The organism is Candidatus Spyradosoma sp. SGI.093 (assembly GCF_050314555.1).
GTDB lineage: Bacteria > Verrucomicrobiota > Verrucomicrobiia > Opitutales > UBA953 > Spyradosoma.
In genome coordinates, this window is record NZ_JBNPNH010000003.1 from 104,273 (window position 1) to 126,999 (window position 22,727).

Here is a 22,727-nt window from a genome sequence, read left to right on the forward strand (position 1 = left end):
CCGCCGCAAGCTTCACTTCCGCGAGAGGGGGAGGCGCCAGGCGGAGGCGGCGGAAAGGATTTCGAGGAGCGCGGCGGAATCGTTCCCGCGCAGCGCGGCGTGAAGCGCGTCGAGGCGCGCGCGGAAAAGCTCGAGCGCGGGCAGGATTTCTCCGCGGTTTTCTTCGAGAATGGCGCGCCAGACGTGCGGCTCTCCGGCGGCGACGCGCGTCGTGTCGCGCAGCCCGCCCGCGCCGCATTCGCGCCAGGCGAGGGGCTTTTCCGCGAGCGCGGCGGCGAGCGCGGCGGCGACGGCGTGCGGCAGGTGGCTGACGTGGGCGACGATCGCGTCGTGCTCGGCGGGATCGACGCGACGCGTGCGCATGCCGAGCGCGGCCCAGAACGCCTCGGCGCGTTCGCGCGCGCCCGTGCGGCGGGAACGCGCGTCGTCGGCGATGAAGCAGAGATGGTCTTCGAGCAGGTCGGCGCGCGCGGCGGCGATGCCGCTGAGCTCCGAGCCCGCCATCGGGTGCGCGCCCGCGAAGGCGACGTCCGGCGGGAGCAGGCGGTCCGTCTCGGCGCAGATCGCGGCCTTGACGCTGCCGACGTCCGTGAGCAGCGCGCCGGGCGCGAGCGCGGGAACGCATTCCGCGAACAGCGGCGCGATGCGGTCCACGGGAACGCAGGCGACGACGACGTCCGCGCCGGCGACGGCCTCGCGCGGCGTGTCGAACACGGCGTCGACGTAGGCGGCGGCGCGGCAGGCGGCGCGCGTTCCCGCGCTGCGCGACCAGGCGACGCATTCGGCGGCGACGCCGCGCGCCTTGGCGGCCTGCATGACGGATGCGCCGAGAAGCCCGGCGCCGAGGATGGAAAGTTTTCGGATTTTCACGCGGCTGAGGGAAAGAATTTTCTTTGATTTTGCCTTTATCGCGGATTTTTACAAGTATTCAACGAAACGCGTCGGAAAGCGGCTTTCGCGGGAACGTTCCCGCCCGCTCGTCCGCGCGGGTTCTTCCGAAAAGAAAATGCATTTCCGAAATCAGACGTTTCTTCGAAAAAAGCGCGGCGGCGTCGGCGCCTTTCTGCTGATGATTCTCGCGGGCGCGGTCGTCGTCGCCGCCTGCTGGTACGCGAGTTCGCTCAAAGGCTCCAAGGAGCGCACGGACGATTCGTTCGCGCTCCAGGTGGACGGCGACAAGGCGCAGGCGTGCCACCGCGAATTTCTCGCGCTGGAGGCGAAATTCAATTCCGCGCACGAGATCAAGCGCGAGAAAATCGCGCCCGAAGACATCGACGTCTACGAGCAGGCGGTCGCCGCCTACGAAAAATATCTGGCGTATTCGGGCATCGACGTCCGTTCGAATCTGCGTCTCGACAAGATGCGCCGCAAGCTGCACACGCTGCGCGGCGACAAGATCCGGGAACGCACGCTGAAGCTCGAAGCCGAAGCCGAGCGCCTCGCCGAAAAGAAGAGCTACGCCGCCGCGGAAAAGCTTTTCCGCGAAGCCGCCGAGCAGGAGCGCCGCATCGAGACGCAGTACGCGCTCGCCGAAAAGCGCAGCCACGCGCGCACCGTCGGGCTGCACAACCGCATGCTCGCGATGCAGGCGATCCCGATGGAGGCGCGCGCCGCCGCGCTCGAAAAAAGCGGAACCGACGCGCTCGAAAAGCAGGACTGGCGCGCCGCCAACCGCGACCTGCGCGAGGCGCTGAAGCTGCGCAACCGCCTCTGGAGCGACTACCGCGCCGTTTCCGCGTCGGACTCGCAGAGCATCGCGCGCCTCAACCAGCTCGTCGAGACCGTCGATTCCTCCGCGGATTTCGAAAAGACGGAAAACTTCAGAAAAGAGGCGCTCGACGCCGAGGCGCGCAAAGACTGGAAGGCCGCCGCCGAAGCCTGGGAAAAGACCTGGCGCACGCAGCAGCTTCTCGAAAAGAATTTCCCGCGTTCCCGCTTCGCGTCCGCGGAGCGACGCCGCGAAATCGAGGCGGCCCGCGCGAACACGGAGGCGCGTCCGGACTTCGCCGAATTTCAGGAAAACGACGCGGCGCTCCGCGAGGCGATCCGCGAACGCGGGACGGACCGCGTGCAGCTGCTCGCGCGCAGCAACGCCGTCATCGCCGCGCGCATCGCCGAAAAGTTCCCGCAGAGCACGCTCATCACGCCGGAAATGCGCACGCGCCTCGCCTATCTCAACGTGAAGAGCCGCGATCTGCCGCAGATCCAGAAGGCGGTCTTCGACGCGCTGCTGCCGATTCCCGGCGTTCCCGCGGAAGCGCGCCGCATGCTCCGGACGGAAGTCTCGCAGGCGCTCTACACCTTCGTGATGGACGAAAATCCGAGCGCGGACGCCGCCGAGCCGCTCGCGCCCGTCGAATCCGTTTCGTTCGAAGACGCGGAAGCCTTCTGCGCGCGGCTCGCCGTGCTGCTCGGCCGCGCCGTGCGTCTGCCGACGATCGAGGAATTTCTCGCCGCCGCGGGAACGTTCGACGAAGCGACGATCGAAGAGCACGCGTGGACGCTCGAAAATTCCGACGCGCGGATTCACCGCTGCGGAACACGGGCGCCGAACGCCGCCGGATTCTGCGACCTCTACGGGAACGTCTCCGAGTGGATTTCCGAAAACGGCGACGACGGCGTTTCCGCGACGGCGGTCGGCGGCGACTGCCAGTTCCCGACGAAGCTCCTCGCCGCCGAGCACGTCCAGAAATCGCTGCGCAAGGAAAAAAGCCGCCTGCGCGGTTTCCGCGTCGTGGTGGAAGAATAGCGCTTCGCGCGTGAACGAAGTCGAGGAGTCGAAAAGGTAATTACTCCTAAACTTCTCAACTCCTAAACTCCCTTACACCTTCCACATTCCACCTTACACATTCCACCTTCCAAAGCGCCTCGCGCTCACCATGTTTTCCCTTCCCGACATCGCTCCCGCGCGCGCGCGGCTCGCCGAAATCGAAGCGCTGATGAACGCGCCCGATTTTTACGACGACCGCCGACGCGCCGCCGAAATCTCCGCCGAGCAGTCCCGCCTCGCCGAGACCGTCGCCCTGCACGAAAAATGCGCGGGAACGCTCCGCGCGCTCGAGGAAAACCGCGAGCTCGTCGCCGACGCGGGAACGGACGCCGAGCTCCGCGCGCTCGCCGAGGAGGAAATCCCCCAGCTCGAAGCCGACGCCGAAAAACTTCACGAAAAGCTCATGCTCGCGATGATTCCGCCCGAGCCGACGGACTCGCGCAACACCATCGTCGAAATCCGCGCGGGAACGGGCGGCGACGAGGCGTCGCTCTTCGCGGGCGACCTTTTCCGCATGTACACGCGCTATGCCGAATCCTGCGGCTGGAAGTGGGAAATCCTCGGCTCGGCGCCGTCCGAAATCGGCGGCTTCAAGGAAGTCTCCGTGCTCATCACGGGAACGGACGTCTACAAGATGCTCAAGTTCGAGAGCGGCGTGCACCGCGTGCAGCGCGTTCCCGCGACCGAGGCCGCCGGGCGCGTCCACACCTCCGCCGCGACCGTCGCCGTGCTCCCCGAAGCCGAGGAAGTGGACGTGCAGATCGCGCCCGAGGACATCGAGCTGACCGTCTGCCGCGCGTCCGGCGCGGGCGGGCAGCACGTGAACAAGACCGAGTCCGCCGTGCAGATCATCCACAAGCCGACGGGCATCATGGTCTATTGCGCGGACGAGCGTTCGCAGCTGCGCAACCGCGCCAAGGCGATGAAGATTCTCCTCTCGCGCATCTACGAAAAGAAGCAGGAGGAGGAGCGCTCGAAATACGCCGAACGCCGCAAAAATCAGATCGGCAGCGGCGATCGCTCCGAGCGCATCCGCACCTACAACTTCCCGCAGAACCGCCTCACCGACCACCGCATCGGGCTCACGCTGCACGGGCTCCCGCAGATCGTCGACGGCGAAATCGGCGAGCTGCTCGCCGCGCTTCAGGAAGCCGACATGCGCGCCAAGCTCGCCGAGCTCGGCGTCGCGGAGAAAGCCTGACGCCGCAGCGAGCTCCGAGCCGCTTCCCGAATTTCCGAACGTAAACCTCCATTTTCACTTTCCGTTTCCATGAACGATTCCGAAAATCCCTTCGCCGCTCTCTCCGGGGCGGAAAAGAAAAAACTCCGCGGCCGCGCGCAGACGATCGAGGCGAAAGTCCAGATCGGCCGCGACACCGCGCTCGCGGAAATCGTCCGCCAGCTCGAGCTCGTCTTCAAGCACGACGATCTCGTCAAGGCGCGCTTCCACACGCCCGACCGCAGGGCGATCATGAAGCTCTGCGGCGAAATCGAGGCCGCCGCGGGCGCGCTCTGCGTCTCGCAGGTCGGCAAGACCGCCGCGTTCTTCAAGCCGCGCGCGCCCGAAGCGCGTTGAGAAAGCCGCCATGTCCGACTACGAAAAAGCCATGGCGGACCGCGCCGCGCGCATCGACGCGCTGCGCAGGAAGATCGCGGGAGCGCTCCCGGAAGAGCTCATCGGCGGATTTTCGCTCAACGGGCTCACGCTCGAAATCGGCTGCGGGCACGGGCATTTTCTCGCCGCCTACGCCGCCGCGTTCCCGCAGGAAAGCTGCATCGGCATCGACCTGATTACGAAGCGCGTCGAGCGCGCGCTGCGCAAGCGCGACCTCGCCGGCCTGTCGAATCTCGATTTCTTCAAGGCGGACGCCGAAGAGTTCTTCGAGGCGCTCCCGCCGAAGGTCATGCTCGACAAGCTGTTTCTGCTCTTCCTCGATCCGTGGCCGAAAAAGCGCCACCACAAGAACCGCATCGTGCAGACGGCGACGCTCGACCTCTGGGCCGCGCGTTCCCGCCCCGGCGCGAGAATCTTTTTCCGCACCGACCACGCGGAATTTTTCGAATGGGCGCGGGAACACGTCGCCGCGCATCCCGCCTGGGAAATCCTGCCCGACGAGCCGTGGCCGTTCGAGCGCGAGACGTATTTCCAGTCCATTCTGCCCGACGCGCACCGCGACCTCGTCGCGCGGCGCCGGTAAAAAATTCATACGCCTCACCGCCGTTTTTCATTTTTCGTCATCATGCATACCTCCACTCAGACCACCATCATTTCCGCGATCGCGTTCGGCGCGTTCGTCGCCGCGCCCGCGTTCGCCGGAGCGCCCTCCGACGTCTATCCGCGCGTGCAGAGCGCGAAGGAACTGCGCCTCGCGCCCGTTCCCGCGACGGCGCTCGCGCCCGCGTCCGTCGAAAAATTCCCCGCGCTCGCCGCGGCGCTGCGTTCCCGCGGAACCGCGCCGGCGGGAACGCTCGAAATCGACGCGCGCCTCGCGGACGAAATCGACGATCTCCCGAGCGTCCGCGGCGCCTACGCGCTCGCCGTCTCGCCGGAAAAGATCGAAATCCGCGCGCGCGACGACGACGGAATCTTCTACGCGACGCAGACGCTCGCGCAGATGATCGAGAAGGACGGCGCGCTGCAGCCCTGCGTCGTGCGCGATTTTCCCGACGTGCCTTTCCGCGGCTCCATCGAGGGCTTTTACGGCAAGCCCTGGGAGCATGAGCGCCGCCTCAGCCAGATCCGTTTCTACGGAAAATACAAGATGAACGCCTACATCTACGGGCCGAAGGACGACCCGTATTCCGGCTTCAACTCGAACAGCTGGCGCGAGGAATATCCCGCCGAGCAGGCGAAGCAGATCGCCGAACTCGTCGCCGCCTCGCGCGAAAATCACGTCGACTTCATCTGGGCGCTCCACCCGGGCGCCACGATCCGCTGGGGCGATTCCGACGGCGACGGCGTGCCCGACGACGTGATCGCCGCGCTCAAAAAATTCGAGGCGATGTACGCGCTCGGCGTCCGCGCGTTCGCGGTGTTCTTCGACGACATCGGCGGCGAAGGCGCGAAGGCGGAAAAACAGGCGGAAATGCTGAACTTCCTCAACCGCGAGTTCATCAAGAAAAAGCCCGACGTCGCGCCGCTGCTCATGTGCCCGACGGACTACGCGGGAACGCACGGCAGCGACTACAAAAAGACGCTCGGCGAAAAGCTCGACGCCGACGTGAACGTCATGTGGACGGGGCCGTCCATCTGCGCGGACGTTCCCGCGCCCGCCGTCGAGGCCGTCTCCGAGCACTTCCGCCGCGCACCGTTCATCTGGTGGAACTGGCCGGTGGACGACTACTGCCGCACGCACCTGCTGCTCGGCCGCACCTACGGGCTCGACAAGGCGAACAAGGGCAAGCTCGCCGGATTCGCCTCGAACCCGATGGACAAGCCCGAGGCGTCGAAAATCGCGCTCTTCGGCGTCGCCGACTGGACGTGGAACATCGACGCGTTCGACTCCGAGGAGAACTGGAACGCGGCGTTCCCGCGGCTTTATCCGCAGAAGGGAATCGCCGAGGCGATGAAGATTTTCGCGACGCACAATTCCGACCAGGGCAAAAACGGGCACGGCTACCGCCGCGAAGAATCCGAGGCGTTCGGCCCCGTCGCGGAAGAAATTCTCAAGGAATACCGCGAGACGGGAACGCTGAGCGAGAAAAACGCCAAGCGCGTCCGGCGCGAATTCGGCAAAATCCGCGAGAGCGCCGCCGTTCTCAAAGACGGCGCGAATCTGCCGAATCTCGGGATCGTTCCCGGTCTTCCGGAAGCGGATCCCGCGCTGTGGCACGAAATCGAATACTGGGTGAAATCGTTCGAAAAACTCGGAAAAATCGGTCTCTGCGCGGAACTGCTCATCGAGAAGCCCACGAGAACGGACGCGCGCAAGGCGGCGATTTTCCGCAACGTCGCCGTCCTCTCGACCTGGCAGCAGACCTATTTCGAAGCCCAGAAAAAACGCCACCGCGAGGAAACCTTCCCGAGCGACAAGCAGTGGGCGACCGGCTGCCGCGTCGCGACCAAGGTGCTCACGCCGCTCGCGGACGAGCTCGTCGCCGGCGAGTGGAAGAAATTCTGCGAAAGCTTCGGCGAAAAAGCCCACTCCCCGCAAGGCGAATACAAGGCGTTCACGAACGTGGACGCGCTCGGCGACCTGCAGGCGGAGCGCTCCGGAATCTACGTGACGCTGAAACGCATCCTCGAAGTCGTGCGCCTCGCGCCCGCGCAGTTCATCGGGCTCGAACTGCCCGAAGGCGTTCCCGCGACCTACGTCCACGTGAAGCTCGACGACGCCGAGGCGGCGAAAAAATGCCGCATCGAAATCTCGACCGACGGCGAGACGTGGGAGGACTTCGACGCGCACACGCACGAAGGCGAGCTGCAGAAGGCCGTCGATCCGAACGCGGGCGTGCGCTTCTTCCGCCTCGTGAACAAGTCGCCCGCGCCCGTCGAGTTCCGCATCAATCAGCTCAAGTTCGACGTCCCCGAAGACTCCAAGGCGAACACGCGCGGGGCGATGACGGACGGCGACCTGTTCTCCTTCTACACGCTGACCGAAACGGAAACCTTCACCGCCGACGAGGGTGGGGTGATCTACGTCATCACGGACGTCGGCTGCCGGCAGCCCGAGCCGAACTCGGTCACCGTTCCCGCCTCGCCGGACGCCCCCGCCCGCGTCTTCGAAATCCTGAAGAAGTGACGCGCGGCCGCCCGCGCCTCCGGACGGCGGGCGCGGGCGGCTTCGTTTCCCGGGCGTTCTTTTTTGCTTTTTTTCGCGGGGGGGAAGGTTTAGACTTTCCCGCAATTATGGTTGAAAACGCCTTATTTTACCTGTTCGCCGCGTTCACGCTCGTGAGCGGGCTGCTCGTCGTCGTGAACCGCAAGCCCGTCAACGCCGCGATGGCGATGATTCTCACGATCGCGGGCGTCGCCGCGAACTTCTTCCTGCTGGACGCGCCGTTTCTGGCGACGCTGCTGATCATGGTCTACGCGGGCGCGGTGATCGTGCTCTTCCTGTTCGTGATCATGCTGACGGATCCGGACCTGAAGCCGCTGAAGGCGGGCTGGGCGAAGACCGCCGCGGGCGGGCTCGTGTTCCTCGCGCTCGCGACGGCGGGCGCCGTGTGGCTTTTCGGCTTTTCCGGCGCGCTGCCGGCGGAGACCGCCGCGGGCGAAACCGCGCTCGCCTATTCCGCCGAAGCCAAAGTCTTCGGGCAGATTCTCTTCACCAAATACGCGCTGCTGATCGAGGCGGTCGCGATGCTCCTGCTCGCGGCGATGGCGGCGGTCTTCATGCTGCATTCGCGGCGCCGCACGCTCCCGCGGAACGACGCGCGTTAATCTTTTTTTCGGAAACGACCATGACACTCGCACATTTTCTGATTCTTTCGGGAACGCTTTTCGCGATCGGGCTGACGGGCGCGCTCGTCCGCCGCAACATTCTCGTCGTCTACATGTCGCTCGAAATGATGCTGACGGCGGCGATGCTCGCGCTGGTCTCCTTCGCGAAATTCACGAACACGATGGAAGGGGCGGTCTTCTGCTTCTTCATCATCGCCGTGGCGGCGGCGGAAGTGGCGGTCGGGCTCGCGCTCATCGTCTCGTTCTTCCGTCTGCGCAAGACGGCTTCGCTCGACGAACTCAACAACCTGAAGAACTAAGATGGACAACGCAACGCTCCTTCAAACCATTTTGCTGACGCCGCTCGTCGCGGCGGCGATTTCGGCGCTGTTTTTCCGACGTTCCCGCTGGGGCGCGCCGGTCGTCTCCGTCGCGGCGGCGGGCGTGATTCTCGTGCTTTCGCTGCAGCTGCTGCTCGGGCTCGATCCCGCGAATCCGACGGCGACGGCGTCCCTGCCCGGCTTCACGATCGGCTCGTTCAAGGAGCTGGAGACGTTCGGGCTCATGATCGACAAGAACGGCGCGGCGATGCTCTTCGTCGTGACCTTCGTCGCGTTCTGGATTCACGTCTTCTCCGTCGGCTACATGGACGACGACAAGGCGCGCGGGCGCTTCTTCACGGGGCTGAGCGTGTTCATGTTCTCGATTCTCGGCATCATTCTCGCCAAGAATCTCTTCATGACCTTCATTTTCTGGGAGCTCGTCGGCTTCAGCTCCTACATGCTGATCGCGCATTACTTCGAGACGGACTACGCGGCGATGGCGTCGAAAAAGGCGTTCATCGCGAACCGCGTCGGCGACCTCGGCTTCCTCGTCGGCATCATTTTGTGCTACAGCCTTTACGGCACGACGGATTTTGCGGCGCTCGAGGCCGCCGGCGGAGACAAGTCCGTCGCGGTCGGGCTGCTGCTGATGTGCGGTTTCCTCGGCAAGTCCGCGCAGTTCCCGCTGCACGTGTGGCTGACGGACGCGATGGCGGGCCCGACGCCGGTCTCCGCGCTCATCCACGCGGCGACGATGGTCGCGGCGGGCGTGTTCTTCATGGTGCGCGTGTTCTTCCTGCTCACGCCGGAAGCGCTCACGACGATGCTCTGGCTCTGCGCGGGCATGGCGGCGCTCGCGGGTCTCGCGGCGCTCGGCCAGACGGACATCAAGAAATCCCTCGCGTATTCGACGCTTTCCCACCTCGGCTTCATGGGCGCGGCGATCGGGCTCGGGCTTCCCGAGATCGCGCTGCTGCACATGGCGATGCACGCCTTCTTCAAGGCGACGCTGTTCCTCTGCGCCGGCTCCGTCATTCACGCCTGCCACCACGAGCAGGACATGACGAAGATGGGCGGTCTGCTCAAGAAGATGCCGTTGACGGCGGCGGCGTTCGTCGTCGCGGGGCTTTCGATCGCGGCGTTCCCGTGGTTCGCGGGCTGGTATTCCAAGGACGCGATCATTTCCGGCGCGTATCTGACGGGCAACGTTCCCGCGTTCGTCGCGCTCGTGATCGCGGCGGTCGGCACGGCGCTCTACGTCGGCCGCATGTTCGCGATGGTCTTCCTCGGCAAGGCGCACGGACACGGTGCCGAGCACGCGAAGGAATCCTCGCCGTGGATGACGGTCCCGCTCGTCGTTCTGGGCGTGATCTTCTCGCTCGGCGCGGGCTGGTTCCTCGCGGGAACGGAAGGGCTTCCGTGGCTCGACGGCAAGATGAACGCGCTGTTCCCGGCGGCGGCGACGACGGCGGTCTCCGGCGGCTACCGCGAGCTGCACCACGCGCTCGCCGAGCAGGACCTCGTCGCCCCGATGCTGATTCTGGGCGTCGCGATTCTCGTCGTCGGCTTCGTCGCCGCGATTCTGTTCTACCGCACGAGCACCGGCGAAGACCGTCTGCGCGCGCTGCATCCGACCGCCTACAAGGCGCTCGAATACCGCTACTGCGACGCGCTTTACGACTGGTACATCGCGAAGGTCCAGCAGCGTTTCGCGATGTTCGTCAGCCTGCTCGACACGGTCTTCGTCTCCGGGCTCGGCATGCGCGCGATCGTCGCCGGCATTCCCGCGACGGTCGGCTCGCTGATCCGCCGCTTCGTCCACACGGGCAACGCCGCCGTGAGCGTCTTCTGGATCGCGGCGGGCGCGCTGATCGTCGCGCTGCTGCTCATCACCGGCGCGCTGAACTGAGCTTCGCCACGCCTTCCGAAAAACGTTCCCGCGAAAACACGCGGGAACGTTTTTTTGCGAAATCGTCGATTGACGATTTTCCCGCTTTGCGCTACGCTTGCGCGCAATGATTTTTTCTACGATGAACGTATTATTCCTCGCAATCTCCTGGAGCATCATGGGGTGGGTCATCCTCGGAACGGTCGTTTTTCTGATTCTGGTCGCCGCTCTCGGCCGCGGAATCGCCGCCGCGTTCCCGCCGAAGCCCGAACACATGTCTTCGTTCAAGAAGCCGGCGAAAAAGTCGTCTCCCGTCGCCGCCGTCCGCGCGCCGACGCCCGCAAGCATTCCCGCGCTGCGCGCCGAAAGCGACATCTCGCCGGAAATCCTCGCCGTCGTCGCCGCTTCCGTGGCGACCGTGCTCCGCGGTCAGAAATACAAGGTGCACAACGTCCGCCTCGCCGCGATGAAGACGCCGAACATCGAACACCTGATGACGGAATGGTCGCTCGAAGGCCGCCGCCAGGTCTATTCCTCGCACCAGATCGAACACACGCGCTGAAACGTTCCCGCGTCCCTTTCCCTTTTCCTTTAATTTAAAACATCCTCCCCGAATACCATGAAAAAACTTAAAGTCACCGTTAACGGCAAAGTTTACGAAGTGCTCGTCGAAATCGAAGGCGAAGAAACCGCCGCCGCCGCTCCCGCGGCCCCGGCTGCTCCCGCGGCGCCCGCGCCCGTGAAGTCCGCCCCGGTCTCCGCTCCCGCGCCTTCCCCGGCGCCCGCGCCGAAGCCGGCTCCCGCCCCCGCGGCGGCCGGTTCCGTCCTCGCACCGTTGGCGGGCAAGGTCGTTTCCGTGGACGTGAAGGTCGGCGATTCCGTCAAGGAAGGCGACCAGGTCCTCACGCTCGAAGCGATGAAGATGAACACCTACATCTACGCGGACCGCGCCGGCAAGATCGCCGCCGTCAACGTGGCGGTGGGCGACGGCGTGGAAGAAGGCCAGGCGCTCGTGACGATCGCCTGAGCTCGCCTTACGCGGGAACGCCAAAATCGAATCTGCGACCATGTTTTCCTTGCTTGCGGCATCCGGGCCGAGCGCGACCTTCGCGCTCGAATGGCTCGCGTGGGTCATCGTCATCGCGGCGTCGGTGGCGGTGTTCATCGCGCTGACGATCAAGTTCATCTATCTGGTGCTCCAGATCTTCTCCAAGCCGGAGCCCAAGAAAAAATAAGCGCGGACTCTCCCGCCGCACTGCGTTATGGATATCGACATCATTGAAATTTTCCGTCAGCTCTTTCAGGGAATCACGACGCTCGTCGATTCGGACTCCACGATCTTCTGGGGGCGCGTCGTTCTCACCCTGCTCGGCATCGCGCTCGTGTTTCTCGGGCGCAAGGGGATTCTCGAGCCCCTGCTGATGATCCCGATGGGGCTCGGCATGGTCGTCGCGAACACGGGCGTGCTCTACCTCGATCCGTCGAGCGCCGTGAAGTCCGAACGCACCTACGACGCGCGCTGGATCAACGCGGAAGACACGTCCGACGTCCGCTTCTTCACGATCAAGGACTCGGCGGATTTCGCGACGAACGCCGCCGACCCGAAATTCATTCCCGTCGAATCCGCCGCGCGGCTCGAAGAGTTCGCCCGCGCGGGAACGCTGCAGCTCACGGATCCCGCCGGCGTCGCCGCGCCGCTCACGGGCAAGGTCGTCGTTCCCGGCAACCTGAATCTCGAGCCGCTCGTGCAGACGCCGGAAAACATCGTCGACCTCATGCAGATCGACTGGATTCAGCCGATTTACAACTACGCGTTTTCGAACAACCTGATCGCGTGCTTCATCTTCATGGGCATCGGCGTCCTGTTGGACGTCGGCTTCCTGATGGCGCGCCCGTTCCAGAGCATCTTCATGGCGTTCTGCGCGGAACTCGGCACGATGGTCACGTTCCCGGTCGCCGTGCTCTGCGGTCTCAGCCTCGGCGAAGCGGCTTCGGTCGCCCTCATCGGCGGTGCGGACGGTCCGATGGTGCTCTTCGGTTCGCTGCAGCTCGCCAAGCATCTTTTCGTGCCGATCACGGTGGTCGCCTACCTTTACCTCGGCATCACCTACGGCGCGTATCCGTTCCTGATCCGCTTCCTCGTTCCGGAAAAGCTGCGCCGCGTGCGCAACGCGCCGCCGAAGAAGCCGGTGAAGGTCACGGCGACGGAAAAAATCGCCTTCGCGGTCGTCGCCTGCGGCGTGCTCTGCCTGCTCTTCCCGGTCGGCGCTCCGCTGTTCTGCTCGCTCTTCGTCGGCATCGCCGTGCGCGAGGCGGGCATTCAGTCCTTCGTCCGCCTGATCGACCAGGTCTTCCTTTACGGCGGCACGTTCTTTCTCGGCCTCGTGCTCGGGCTGCTCTGCTCCGCGGGAACGCTGCTGGACGAAAAAGTGCTGATCCTGCTCGTGCTCGGCATCATCGCGCTGACGATTTCGGCGACGGGCGGCATCCTCGGCGGCTACGTGCTTTACCTGCTTTCCGGACGGCGCTTCAATCCCGTCTGCGGCGTCGCCGGCGTGTCCTGCGTGCCGACCTGCGCGAAGATCGCGCAGAAGGAAGTCTCCCGCGTCGCGCCGGACGTCATCGTGCTCCCGGATTCGCTCGGCATCAACATTTCCGGCGTCATCACGTCGGCGATCTTCACGGGCGTTTACATCGCGCTCGTGCCCGAGCTCGAAAAAATCTGGGCGGCGACTTCCGCCGCGCTCTGAGCCGTTCCCGCCATGCCGCCGAAAAAATCCGAGATCGCGGCGCAGAAACATTGGATCATCGGTATATCCGTCGCGCTCGTCGGCGTGCTGATTTCCAGAATCGTCTGTCCCCTCATCGAAGTCGGCGACGTGCGCTTCGCCGTGATGATTCTCGGTCACGCATTCTGCCTCGTCGGGCTGCTCGTCATCATGCGCGGCGTCTTCCGCCGCCACAGCGAAGACGACGCAGAGGACTGACGCTTCTCCGGGAACGCGCGGACGCGCGGGAAAAAATCTCCCGCGAATTTCGCGGATTCACGCAGAAAACGCCCGAAGAAACGCGCCCTTGGGGGCGAAGACGTCCACGTCTTCGTCGCGGGGCGCGGGAACGCCGCGCGCGAGGGCAGAAAGTTTTTTTTGCCGCGGATGTCGCGGATAAACACAGATGAAAGCCCCGTCGGGGCTGCCCCAAAAGAAACCCGGGCGGAAGCCCGGGGAATGCGCACGAAGCGGAAAAGCCTTGTAAAGGCGACCCTGTTCCCGCGGCGGACGAACGCGCCCGGAGCAGGATCGCCCCGACGGGGCTTGTCGGATTTTCCGCCCTGCCCCAGGTTCCCACCTGGGGTTTCAAAGAGGGACGCCCCCGACGGGGGCTTTTCAAAGCGCGGAAGGATTTTCAAAAGCCTCGAAGGGGCGAAATTAGTCAGCGTAGGGCAAGCGAACTCGTTCGCGCAGCCCTACGAAAACCATACAGAAAAAATGCGCTCTGCAGGAGCGCGATTGCGGGAACGCTCGGCCGCGGGAAAAATCTCCCGCGGATTTCGCGGATTCACGCAGAAAACGCCCCGTCGGGGCGGAACAAAAGTAACCCCATGCGCGACGCGGAGCGCGCGCTTGGGGAACGCCGCGCTCATCGAGCGCGCCTAAAAGGCGCAACCGCCCGGAGCGTCCGGCGTCTCGCGGCGCGCCGTTCCCGCGGGGAAGTTGCGCCTTTCAGGCGCGTGTTCCTTTTGTGTGCCCCAGCCCCAAGCAGCTTCCGCCGCATGGGGTTATTCTTGTTCCGCATTTCATGCGGATTCGTCGCGGGGCGCGGGAACGCCTCGCGCGAGGGCAGAAAGTTTTTTGCCGCGGACGCCGCGGATGGACACAGATGAAAGCCCCGTCGGGGCTGCCCCAAAAGAAACCCCGGGCGGAAGCTCGGGGAATGCGCACGAAACGGAAAAGCCTTGTAAAGGCGACCCTGTTCCCGAGGCGGATGGACGCGCCCGGAGCAGGGTCGCCCCGACGGGGCTTGTCGGATTTTCCGCCCTACCCCAGGTTTCCACCTGGGGTTTCAAAGAGGGACGCCCCGACGGGGGCTTTTCAAAGCGCGGAAGGATTTTCAAAAGCCCCGAAGGGGCAAAATTGGTCAGCGTAGGGCAAGCGAACTTGTTCGCGCAGCCCTACGAAAACCATACAGAAAAATGCGCTCTGCAGGAGCGCGATTGAGAGAACGCACGGACGCAGGGAAAAATCTCCCGCAGATTTCGCGGATTCACGCGGAAAACGCCCGAAGAAACGCGCCCTTGGGGGCGAAGACGTCCACGTCTTCGTCGCGGGGCGCGGGAACGCCACGCGAGGGATGTTCGCTTTCCGGACACACGCTCGCCGCGGGAACGAAGGCAGGAATGCCTTCGCCCCCAAGGGCCGCCGCGAAAAATCACGCTTTCGCGTCGCGCTTGAAAGACGCCCGGCAGACTTCCGCCTGGCGGCTAAAGTCGTCGGCGTAGGCGTCCGCCTCTCCGCCGCCGACGAACGCGAGTTCCGCGAAAACCTTTTTCCTGAACTTCTCGACCGCTTCACGGACGCCCTCGCATTCCGAATAAGTCCGCGTTCCCGCCGCGATCGCCTTCGACACGTCTTCGAAATATTTTCGCGACGGCACGAAACGCCCGCAGACGGAAATTTCCTCCGAGCGCCTCGCCGGATCCCACTCGATCTTCGGATAGCACAGCCCCGTCCGCGCGTCCGGGCGCGTCTTGTCCGCCTCCGTGCCGTGTCCGCGCGCGAGCAGCTCGCAGTTTTCCCGAGTCAGCCCGCACAGAACGAACGTGCCTTTCTGCCGCGTGACGCGCGGGTTCGACATCCGCGGGTACACCACGTAGTTGCGGGAACAATCCTCGCGGACGCGTTTCAGCAGAAAATCCTCGTCGAAATCCGCCCGTTCCTGCGCGACCTCGTGACGCAGACGCCCCGAATTGAACCGCTTCTTCATGCACGCGACGGCGGAGAGCGTCGCGACCAGGTCGCTATCCAAAAATTTCTCGCGTTCCCGCGGCACGCGCAGGACAAGCACGCTCGGCACGAAGAACGTCCCGCAAGGCGAATTGAGCTCGCGGAGCACCTCGTTCGCCTTCCACCCGTCCACCGCCATGAACCACGCCATCGCCAAATCCGTCGAAATGTCGATGAGCCGCGTCGGGAAGCCGTAGTGCTGCATCTGGCAGAGCTTGTCGAACGTCGTCGGGCAGTTCGCGAACAGCGCGGGAACGCGGTTCTGCGCGTCCTGAAAAATCTCGTTCTCTTTGCCCAGCAAGTCGCCGCCGCGCAGGAGGCCGGGCGTCGGGTCGGGGAAAACCGCGCATTCCCCGCGAAAGAAATAACGCGCGTCCGCATCGTCCTTGAGATTTTGGAAGTCCGGAGCGGGCTTTGTTCGACTTCCTACGATATGTACAGGCGTTCGATTCAGTTGAATTTGGCGCTTCCCGCCGAGATCGTGGAAGCCTACTGCTCCTGTCAGAGCATGAAGAATCTGACGGCATTCGCGCGCACGGCGATCATTCAGAAGCTGAATCGGGAGTTCGGGTTTTCGCTGGACGAGGCGCTCGGGGATTTTTCGCGCGGGCGGCGCACGGATCTGCGGGATCCGGCTCTGAAGCGGAAGCGCGTCGCCGCGCTGCAGGAGCACGCCTGCCGCGCCCGCGAACGGAAAAAAGCGGATAACGGATAATGGATAGTGAATAGTGGATAACGGATAATGAATAACGGATAGTGAGTGTCGGTTCTCCCGTGAAAAACTTCCTTTCACTCCTATGACTTCCAGTGAAAAACCGTTTCCTTCTTCGCGGCTCGGCGGTTTGGCGGGAGAACGGGCGTTTTTTGAAATTTCCCGACCGGAAAAACATTCCGCTCTTGCGGGAACGCGTTTTCGGGTGTAGGTTCGCGTTCGCCTTTTCGCGGATATTCAGCGCGGGAAGGCGAATTTTTCCAATCCAGAACAAACATCGATTTCCGATTCTCATGAAATTCAAAACGCTCACCCCGGAAGAAGCCGTAGCCATGATCGAAAACGGCGAGAACATCGGCCTCAGCGGATTCACCGCCGCCGGCGCCCCCAAAGCCACCGCCCGCGCCCTCGCGGAAAAAGCGAAGGCGGAACACGAAGCCGGCCGCCCCTTCAAGATCAATCTCTTCACCGGCGCGTCCACGTCCGCGTCCACGGACGGCGCGCTCGCGCAGGCCGACGCCATCGACATCCGCATGCCCTACCAAGGCAACGCGGATCTGAAGAAGAACATCAACTCGCAGAAAGTCCGCTACAGCGACATGCACCTTTCGCACACGGCGATGTACATGCGCTACGGCTTCATTCCGCGCGTGCAGACCGCCATCGTCGAAGCCACCGAAGTGACGGACGACGGCAGGATCGCGCTCACGACCGCCGGCGGGAACACGGCGACCTACTGCAAGCTCGCAGACCGCATCATCATCGAGCTCAACGCCTACCACCATCCGGGGCTGAAGGATCTGCACGACATCTACGTTCCCGCGGATCCGCCGAACCGCGCGCCGATTCCCATGACGCACGTCCAGGACCGCATCGGCACGACGATGCTCCAGGTCGATCCCGCGAAGATCGTCGGCGTCGTCATGACGAACGAGAACGACCACATCGCGCCGTTCAAGCCGAGCGATCCCGTCACGGACCAGATCGGCGAGAACGTCTGCAACTTCCTCGCCGCCGAGCTCAAGGCCGGCCGCATTCCGAAGGAATTTCTCCCGATTCAGTCCGGCGTCGGCAACATCGCGAACGCCGTGCTCGCCGCGCTCGGCCGCAACACGGACATTCCGCCGTTCCGCATGCACACGGAAGTCATTCAGGACTCGGTCATCAAGCTCATGGACGCGGGGCGCTGCGTCTTCGTCGGCGGCTGCTCGCTCACCGTTTCCGACGACTGCCTGAAGCACATCTACGAGAACTTCGATTTCTATAAGAACAAGATCGTGCTCCGCCCGCAGGAAATCTCCAACAATCCGGGCATCGTGCGCCGTCTCGGTCTGATCTGCATGAACACGGCGATCGAGGTGGACCTCTTCGGCCACGTCAATTCCACGCACTTCTACGGGCGCCAGATGATGAACGGCATCGGCGGTTCCGGCGACTTCGCGCGCAACGGCTATCTGACGATCTTCACGTGCCCGTCCGTCGCCAAGGGCGGCGCGATTTCCTCCATCGTGCCCATGTGCTCGCACATCGACCACACGGAACACGACGTGGACATCGTCGTCACCGAACAGGGCGTCGCCGACCTGCGCGGCAAATGCCCGCGCGAACGCGCCGAAGAGCTCATCGAAAAGTGCGTGCATCCCGAGTACAAGCAGCTGCTCCGCGACTATGTCGCGCGCACGCCGCTCTACCACACGCCGTGCGACGTCACGAAGGCGCTCGAGTTCCACCGTGCGTTCCTCCAGGAAGGCGACATGCGCAAGGCGAACATGAAGGACTGAACGTTCCCGCGCTCTCCGCAAAAAACGCGTTCCCGCCTCTCCGCGGGAACGCGTTTTTTTGTGCGGAAAAACGGCGCTGCGCGCCCGCGGGAACGAAAATTCTTCTTAAACGAACGTTCTATTCATGGTAGGGTGCGTGGAGTTTCGTCGCGGACGCGGGAGCGGAAAGCGTTTTACAAACGCCGCGGCGAGGTGCAAAATGCGAATGCGTTTTTGATATGTTTCCCCTGAAGAAAATCATCCCCGTCATCGCGGCGCCGTTTGCGGCGGCGCCCGCGGCTTCGGCGGCGACGGAAGCCGCCGAGAAGCTTTTCGAAATCCCGCTTTGGGACGGGTTTTCGCTGCCGATCACGAACAGCATTCTCACGACGTGGATCGTGGCGCTCGTGCTGATCGCGCTGATCCGGCTCGCGTGCGGGCGGCCGAAGCTCGTGCCGTCCAAAGGGCAATACGCGGTCGAGACCGTGCTCGGCATGTTCAAGGAGATTCTGGAGCCGATTCTGGGCAAGAAGGCGTTTCCGGCGGCGTTTCCGCTGCTGATCTGCCTGTTCTTCTTCATTCTCGCGCAGAACTGGGCGGGGCTGATTCCGGGCGTCGGCACGATCGGCTGGCACGAGACGGCGCTCGCAGCGGACGGCACGGAGACGGAAACGTTCCGCGCGCTGTTCCGTCCGCTCGGCGCGGACATGAACGGCACGCTCGGGCTCGCGCTCGTGTCCTTCGGCGCGTGGGCGATCATCGTGCTCAAATACGCGGGCGCGAAGGCGGTGCTTTTCGACTGGTTCGGGAACAAGGCGGACAAGCGCGACGTTCCCGCGGCGGTGTATTATTTCCTGTCGCTGATCTTCTTCGCGGTGGGCTTCATCGAAATCATCTCGGTGATCTTCCGCCCGGTGTCGCTGTCGTTCCGACTTTTCGGAAACGTGTTCGGCGGCGAGACGCTGATGCACTCGACGGGCTACTTCACGGCGTTTTACTTCCTGGAACTGCTCGTCGGCGTCGTGCAGGCGCTGGTGTTCACGCTGCTTTCGGCGGTGTACATCGGGCTGATCACGAATCACGACAGCGGCGAACACGCGGAAGCCGAAGAGCACGCATGATTTTTCGAAAAGAATTTTTCCGGCGGGAGGATGCCGAGAGCGTCCGCGTCGGGATTCACCCATAAAAACCAAACCAAATCAAAGAAAAGGCATAAGACAATGATTACGGCACTCCTCGCGGAAATCAGCGGAAGCCTGCACGTGGCGCTCGGTTGCGCGGCGGCGGCGATCGGCGTGGGCTGGGTCGGCAGCAAGGCTGTCGAAGCGGTCGGACGCAACCCGGGCGCGTTCGGGAAGATTCTCGTTCTCGCGATTCTGGGCATGGCGCTCGCCGAAGCCATCGCGTTCTACGTGCTCTTCCTCGCGTGAACCGCGCGGGAACGGCGCCGCTTTTTTCGGGCGCGCGCCGTTCCCGTAAACCTTTTTTCTTCAGACATTCGCAGACACCATGTTTTCACAAATTCTGGCAAACGCCGCCGCCGCGGCCGTTCCCGCGGCGACCGAAGGCGGAAACAAATTCACGGAGATCACGACGAAGTTCGGCATCGAGCCGGGCGCGCTCGCTGTGCAGATCGTCAGCTTCGGAGTGCTCGCGCTCGTCGTGTGGTATTTCGGTTTTCGCCCGCTGATGAAGACCGTCGCCGAACGGCAGAAAAAAATCGAGGACGGGCTGAAGTTCTCCGACGACATGAAGGCGAAGCTCGCGCAGTCCGAAGCCGACTACAAGGCGACGATGGCGCGGGCCGCGCAGGACGCCGCCGCCGTGCTCGACGCCGCGCGCAAGTCCGCCAAGGAGACCGTCGAAAAAGCCGCGCAGGACGCGATCGCGCGCGCCGAGGAGACGGAGCGCCGTGCCGCCGAAAACGTCGCGCGGGAACGCGAAAAGATGCTCGCGGAGCTCCGCGGCGAAGTCGCCGCGCTCGTCGTCGAGACCACGGCAAAACTGCTCGCGCGCGAACTCCCCGCCGCGGAAAAGACGCGCCTCACCGCCGCCGCCGCGGAAGAACTTAAAGCGTAAAGGAACCGCGAATGAAATCGGCAGGACATAACGATTCCGCTCTCAAGGAGCACGATTTTTCGGACGTCGTGTTCACGGGAGCGCGTCGCGTTTTTTCCTGCGCGAGAGAATCCTTCAGCTCCGAAGGAGCGAGATTGCTTAGCGTAGGGCAAGCGGACTTGTCCGCGCGGCCCTACGAAAACCGGACAAGACAATGCGCTCTGAAGGAGCGCGATTGGAAGGACGCCGCCTGATGTCACAGTCGCTCTCCCAGATATTTGTGCACATCGCGTTCAGCACGAAAGACCGTTTTCCGTTCCTCGACGAAAGCGTCTCCGAAGAATTGTTCAAATATATCGCCGGAGTCTGCAGAAATTCGGATTGTCCCGTGATTCAGGTCGGCGGACATCGCGACCATGTGCATGCGCTTTGCGGGCTTTCCCGCACAATTTCTCCGGCGAATCTGATTAGGGAAATCAAAACGGCGTCCTCAAAGTGGATCAAGTCCTTCGGGGGAGCTTACGAAAAATTTTTCTGGCAGGACGGTTACGGAATCTTTTCGGTGAGTCCGCTTCAGACCGCCGCAGTTTCGGATTACATCAAAAACCAGAAGGAACATCATAAAACGCGTTCGTTTCAGGATGAATTCAGGGCGTTTCTCAAAAAATATAACGTAAAATATGATGAAAAATACGTTTGGGCATAGCAATTTCGCCCTTACAGGGCTTGACGTTGCGGGTGACGCGTCCGTAGGGTTGCGCTACGCTTCACCCTACGCTGGACAATCTCGCCCCGTCGGGGCGAAGACATGTTCGGACGAATTCGACGTCTTTTTCTTTTCGACAAACAATGGCTAAGAAAAACCAGACTTTGAGGAAACACGCGGCGCGGCTCGTGGAGCTCGCGCGCGGAGCGGACGGGCGCATCGACGCGGCGCGCGTGCGCGCGATTCTCGCCGAGCTGCCGCGCGCGTTCCCGGGCGCGGCGCTGCGCCCGTTGCTCGAAGCGTTTTACGCGGCGGTCGCGCGGGAACTGCGGTTCTCCGAGGCGCGCATCGAGTTCGCGGGAACGCTCCCGGCGGGAACGGCGGACGCGCTCGCGGCGCATTTTTCCGCGCTCTACAGACGCACGGTCGCGCCCGTCGCGACGGAAAATCCCGCCCTGCTCGGCGGCGTCCGCGTGCAGGTCGGCGACGACGTTTACGACGCTTCGCTCGCGGGCGCGCTCGCGCGGCTCCGCGCCTCGCTCGCCGCGGCGTAAGAACTTTTTTTCACGCATTTAACAACAAAACGAAACAAAAAACATGAGTCAGATTCTTGAAGATATTCGGTCGGCGATCGCTTCGCTCGACGCAAAACCGGAGAAGGCGAACGTCGGCACGATCGTCGAGCTCGCCGACGGCGTGGCGAAAGTCGACGGGCTTTCCCGAACGATGATGAACGAAATGCTCGCGTTCGAAAACGGGCTCGAAGGCATCGCGTTCAACCTTGAGCAGGACATCGTCGGCGTCGTCGTCATGGGCGACACCTCGTCGCTCAAAGAAGGCATGACGTGCAGGACGACGGGGCGCCTGCTGAGCGTTCCCGTGGGCAAGGAACTGCTCGGGCGCGTCGTCGACACGCTCGGCAATCCCGTGGACGGCAAGGGCCCGATCGGGGCGAAGGAGCGTGCGCCGATCGAGAAGATCGCGCCCGGAATCATGCCGCGCGAGCCCGTCAACCAGGCCCTGCAGACGGGCATCATGCCGATTGACGCGATGATCCCGATCGGCCGCGGCCAGCGCGAGCTCATCATCGGCGACCGCTCGACGGGCAAGACGACGATCGCGACGGACACCATCATCAACCAGGCGCGCATCAACCGCGAGGGGCTCGCGTCGGGCGATCCGAATTTCCGCCCCGTGTATTCGATCTACGTCGCCGTGGGGCAGAAGAATTCGAGCGTGGCGCGGCTGATCGCGACGCTGGAAAAGGCGGGCGCGCTCGAGTACTGCGTGGTCGTCGTCGCGGGAGCGTCGGAAAACGCCGCGAATCAGATGTACGCTCCGTTCGCGGGCGCGGCGATCGGCGAATGGTTCATGGAAAACGGCATGGACGCGCTCGTCGTGTACGACGACCTTTCGAAGCACGCGGCGGCGTATCGCCAGATTTCGCTGATTCTGAAACGCCCGTCCGGCCGCGAAGCGTATCCGGGCGACGTGTTCTACCTGCATTCCCGCCTGCTCGAGCGCGCGGCGCGCCTCACGGGCAAGGGCTCGCTGACGGCGCTCCCGATCATCGAGACGCAGGCGGGCGACGTTTCCGCCTACATTCCGACGAACGTGATCTCGATCACGGACGGGCAGATCTTCCTGCAAACGGACCTGTTCAACCAGGGCGTGCGCCCGGCGATTTCGGTCGGTCTGTCGGTCTCGCGCGTCGGTTCGTCGGCGCAGATCAAGGCGTTCAAGCAGGTCGCCGGCAAGGTGAAGGGCGAGCTCGCGCAGTATCGCGAAATGGCGGCGTTCGCGCAGTTCGGCAGCGACCTCGACGCGGCGACGAAGACGATTCTCGACAAGGGCGACCGCTTCGTCGAGCTCTTCAAGCAGGGCCCCGGCGAGCCGAAGCCCGTCGCCTCGCAGATCGCGCTCATCTGGGCGGCGCAGCACGACTTTTTCGCGGACGTTCCGAAGGAAAAGACGCTCGCGGCGTCGCTCGCGCTGCAGGATTTTCTCGAAACCTCGGCGAAGGACACGCTCGCGGAAATCAAGTCCAAGGCGAAGCTCGACGACGCTCTCGAAGCGAAGATCAAAGCCGCCTGCGACCAGTGGAAAGCGGCGTATAAAGCTTAA

General features: G+C 63.6%; 23 protein-coding genes. 21 read left to right on the forward strand and 2 right to left on the reverse strand.

All coding sequences use genetic code 11. From position 1 onward, the window contains the following. Positions 1–12: 12 nt before the first annotated feature. Positions 13–870: a prephenate dehydrogenase gene (locus ACQREB_RS04350; protein WP_427765756.1), complete on the reverse strand. Its 858-nt coding sequence runs from the start codon at positions 868–870 to the stop codon at positions 13–15. 136 nt (positions 871–1,006) lie between these two features. On the opposite strand from ACQREB_RS04350, the gene ACQREB_RS04355 reads away from it, so the two are divergent. The 13 genes from ACQREB_RS04355 (at position 1,007) to ACQREB_RS04415 (ending at position 13,351) form a co-directional block, all read left to right on the forward strand. Beyond that, positions 1,007–2,749: an SUMF1/EgtB/PvdO family nonheme iron enzyme gene (locus ACQREB_RS04355; protein ID WP_427765758.1), complete on the forward strand. Its 1,743-nt coding sequence runs from the start codon at positions 1,007–1,009 to the stop codon at positions 2,747–2,749. Between the two features lie 130 nt (positions 2,750–2,879). Further along, positions 2,880–3,971 (forward strand): peptide chain release factor 1, encoded by a 1,092-nt coding sequence (gene prfA / locus ACQREB_RS04360; protein WP_427765761.1) that lies wholly within the window; start codon positions 2,880–2,882, stop codon positions 3,969–3,971. Positions 3,972–4,040: 69 nt separating this feature from the next. Further along, positions 4,041–4,346: a YhbY family RNA-binding protein gene (locus ACQREB_RS04365; RefSeq protein WP_427765763.1), complete on the forward strand. Its 306-nt coding sequence runs from the start codon at positions 4,041–4,043 to the stop codon at positions 4,344–4,346. Positions 4,347–4,356: 10 nt separating this feature from the next. Further along, positions 4,357–4,968, forward strand: coding sequence for a tRNA (guanosine(46)-N7)-methyltransferase TrmB (gene trmB / locus ACQREB_RS04370; protein ID WP_427765765.1), 612 nt, complete (start codon positions 4,357–4,359; stop codon positions 4,966–4,968). 42 nt (positions 4,969–5,010) lie between these two features. After that, positions 5,011–7,512 (forward strand): beta-N-acetylglucosaminidase domain-containing protein, encoded by a 2,502-nt coding sequence (locus tag ACQREB_RS04375; protein WP_427765767.1) that lies wholly within the window; start codon positions 5,011–5,013, stop codon positions 7,510–7,512. Between the two features lie 107 nt (positions 7,513–7,619). Continuing rightward, positions 7,620–8,153 carry an NADH-quinone oxidoreductase subunit J family protein gene (locus ACQREB_RS04380; protein WP_427765768.1) on the forward strand — a complete coding sequence of 178 codons (534 nt, stop codon included), beginning with the start codon at positions 7,620–7,622 and terminating at the stop codon, positions 8,151–8,153. A gap of 20 nt (positions 8,154–8,173) precedes the next feature. Next, on the forward strand, positions 8,174–8,473 hold the full coding sequence (gene nuoK, locus ACQREB_RS04385; protein WP_427765769.1) for an NADH-quinone oxidoreductase subunit NuoK: 300 nt from the start codon (positions 8,174–8,176) through the stop codon (positions 8,471–8,473). Position 8,474: 1 nt separating this feature from the next. Next, positions 8,475–10,385: an NADH-quinone oxidoreductase subunit L gene (locus ACQREB_RS04390; protein WP_427765772.1), complete on the forward strand. Its 1,911-nt coding sequence runs from the start codon at positions 8,475–8,477 to the stop codon at positions 10,383–10,385. Between the two features lie 121 nt (positions 10,386–10,506). Further along, the gene (locus ACQREB_RS04395; protein ID WP_427765773.1) at positions 10,507–10,926 is read left to right on the forward strand and encodes a hypothetical protein; all 420 of its coding nucleotides are present in this window, start codon (positions 10,507–10,509) and stop codon (positions 10,924–10,926) included. 57 nt (positions 10,927–10,983) lie between these two features. Next, entirely contained in the window at positions 10,984–11,391 is a 408-nt protein-coding gene (locus ACQREB_RS04400) for a biotin/lipoyl-containing protein (RefSeq protein ID WP_427765776.1), read from the forward strand. Between the two features lie 40 nt (positions 11,392–11,431). Then, positions 11,432–11,599, forward strand: coding sequence for a hypothetical protein (locus ACQREB_RS04405; protein ID WP_427765778.1), 168 nt, complete (start codon positions 11,432–11,434; stop codon positions 11,597–11,599). Positions 11,600–11,626: 27 nt separating this feature from the next. Next, positions 11,627–13,114: a sodium ion-translocating decarboxylase subunit beta gene (locus ACQREB_RS04410; RefSeq protein WP_427765780.1), complete on the forward strand. Its 1,488-nt coding sequence runs from the start codon at positions 11,627–11,629 to the stop codon at positions 13,112–13,114. Between the two features lie 12 nt (positions 13,115–13,126). Further along, positions 13,127–13,351, forward strand: a complete 225-nt coding sequence (locus ACQREB_RS04415) for a hypothetical protein (RefSeq protein WP_427765783.1) — start codon at positions 13,127–13,129, stop codon at positions 13,349–13,351. A 1,441-nt stretch (positions 13,352–14,792) separates the two neighbouring features. On the opposite strand, the gene ACQREB_RS04420 is transcribed toward ACQREB_RS04415, so the two are convergent. Next, a complete protein-coding gene (locus ACQREB_RS04420; RefSeq protein WP_427766167.1) occupies positions 14,793–15,926 on the reverse strand; it encodes an FRG domain-containing protein in 1,134 nt (377 codons plus the stop codon). On the opposite strand from ACQREB_RS04420, the gene ACQREB_RS04425 reads away from it, so the two are divergent. From ACQREB_RS04425 to atpA, 8 genes are all read left to right on the forward strand, one after another. Beyond that, positions 15,822–16,082 (forward strand): hypothetical protein, encoded by a 261-nt coding sequence (locus ACQREB_RS04425; protein ID WP_427766177.1) that lies wholly within the window; start codon positions 15,822–15,824, stop codon positions 16,080–16,082. The genes ACQREB_RS04420 and ACQREB_RS04425 overlap by 105 nt on opposite strands. A gap of 290 nt (positions 16,083–16,372) precedes the next feature. Then, a complete protein-coding gene (locus ACQREB_RS04430) occupies positions 16,373–17,860 on the forward strand; it encodes a succinate CoA transferase (RefSeq protein ID WP_427765784.1) in 1,488 nt (495 codons plus the stop codon). 218 nt (positions 17,861–18,078) lie between these two features. Further along, entirely contained in the window at positions 18,079–18,960 is an 882-nt protein-coding gene (locus ACQREB_RS04435; protein ID WP_427765786.1) for a F0F1 ATP synthase subunit A, read from the forward strand. Between the two features lie 99 nt (positions 18,961–19,059). Next, positions 19,060–19,269, forward strand: a complete 210-nt coding sequence (locus ACQREB_RS04440; RefSeq protein ID WP_427765788.1) for an ATP synthase F0 subunit C — start codon at positions 19,060–19,062, stop codon at positions 19,267–19,269. A 79-nt stretch (positions 19,270–19,348) separates the two neighbouring features. Beyond that, entirely contained in the window at positions 19,349–19,918 is a 570-nt protein-coding gene (locus ACQREB_RS04445; protein WP_427765791.1) for an ATP synthase F0 subunit B, read from the forward strand. A gap of 232 nt (positions 19,919–20,150) precedes the next feature. Then, entirely contained in the window at positions 20,151–20,603 is a 453-nt protein-coding gene (gene tnpA / locus ACQREB_RS04450; RefSeq protein WP_427766169.1) for an IS200/IS605 family transposase, read from the forward strand. 143 nt (positions 20,604–20,746) lie between these two features. Then, positions 20,747–21,157, forward strand: coding sequence for a F0F1 ATP synthase subunit delta (locus ACQREB_RS04455; protein ID WP_427765793.1), 411 nt, complete (start codon positions 20,747–20,749; stop codon positions 21,155–21,157). Between the two features lie 43 nt (positions 21,158–21,200). Next, positions 21,201–22,727 (forward strand): F0F1 ATP synthase subunit alpha, encoded by a 1,527-nt coding sequence (gene atpA, locus ACQREB_RS04460; protein WP_427765796.1) that lies wholly within the window; start codon positions 21,201–21,203, stop codon positions 22,725–22,727.

Excerpts from the sequence above, each read along its gene's own strand:
- ACQREB_RS04400 (WP_427765776.1), top strand. The coding sequence starts at position 10,984 with ATGAAAAAACTTAAAGTCACCGTTAACGGCAAAGTTTACGAAGTGCTC.
- atpA (WP_427765796.1), top strand. The coding sequence starts at position 21,201 with ATGAGTCAGATTCTTGAAGATATTCGGTCGGCGATCGCTTCGCTCGAC.
- ACQREB_RS04430 (WP_427765784.1), top strand. The coding sequence starts at position 16,373 with ATGAAATTCAAAACGCTCACCCCGGAAGAAGCCGTAGCCATGATCGAA.
- nuoK (WP_427765769.1), top strand. The coding sequence starts at position 8,174 with ATGACACTCGCACATTTTCTGATTCTTTCGGGAACGCTTTTCGCGATC.
- trmB (WP_427765765.1), top strand. The coding sequence starts at position 4,357 with ATGTCCGACTACGAAAAAGCCATGGCGGACCGCGCCGCGCGCATCGAC.
- ACQREB_RS04445 (WP_427765791.1), top strand. The coding sequence starts at position 19,349 with ATGTTTTCACAAATTCTGGCAAACGCCGCCGCCGCGGCCGTTCCCGCG.
- ACQREB_RS04355 (WP_427765758.1), top strand. The coding sequence starts at position 1,007 with ATGCATTTCCGAAATCAGACGTTTCTTCGAAAAAAGCGCGGCGGCGTC.
- ACQREB_RS04390 (WP_427765772.1), top strand. The coding sequence starts at position 8,475 with ATGGACAACGCAACGCTCCTTCAAACCATTTTGCTGACGCCGCTCGTC.
- ACQREB_RS04375 (WP_427765767.1), top strand. The coding sequence starts at position 5,011 with ATGCATACCTCCACTCAGACCACCATCATTTCCGCGATCGCGTTCGGC.
- tnpA (WP_427766169.1), top strand. The coding sequence starts at position 20,151 with ATGTCACAGTCGCTCTCCCAGATATTTGTGCACATCGCGTTCAGCACG.
- ACQREB_RS04380 (WP_427765768.1), top strand. The coding sequence starts at position 7,620 with ATGGTTGAAAACGCCTTATTTTACCTGTTCGCCGCGTTCACGCTCGTG.
- ACQREB_RS04405 (WP_427765778.1), top strand. The coding sequence starts at position 11,432 with ATGTTTTCCTTGCTTGCGGCATCCGGGCCGAGCGCGACCTTCGCGCTC.
- ACQREB_RS04410 (WP_427765780.1), top strand. The coding sequence starts at position 11,627 with ATGGATATCGACATCATTGAAATTTTCCGTCAGCTCTTTCAGGGAATC.
- ACQREB_RS04395 (WP_427765773.1), top strand. The coding sequence starts at position 10,507 with ATGAACGTATTATTCCTCGCAATCTCCTGGAGCATCATGGGGTGGGTC.
- ACQREB_RS04365 (WP_427765763.1), top strand. The coding sequence starts at position 4,041 with ATGAACGATTCCGAAAATCCCTTCGCCGCTCTCTCCGGGGCGGAAAAG.
- ACQREB_RS04440 (WP_427765788.1), top strand. The coding sequence starts at position 19,060 with ATGATTACGGCACTCCTCGCGGAAATCAGCGGAAGCCTGCACGTGGCG.
- ACQREB_RS04435 (WP_427765786.1), top strand. The coding sequence starts at position 18,079 with ATGTTTCCCCTGAAGAAAATCATCCCCGTCATCGCGGCGCCGTTTGCG.
- prfA (WP_427765761.1), top strand. The coding sequence starts at position 2,880 with ATGTTTTCCCTTCCCGACATCGCTCCCGCGCGCGCGCGGCTCGCCGAA.
- ACQREB_RS04415 (WP_427765783.1), top strand. The coding sequence starts at position 13,127 with ATGCCGCCGAAAAAATCCGAGATCGCGGCGCAGAAACATTGGATCATC.
- ACQREB_RS04455 (WP_427765793.1), top strand. The coding sequence starts at position 20,747 with ATGGCTAAGAAAAACCAGACTTTGAGGAAACACGCGGCGCGGCTCGTG.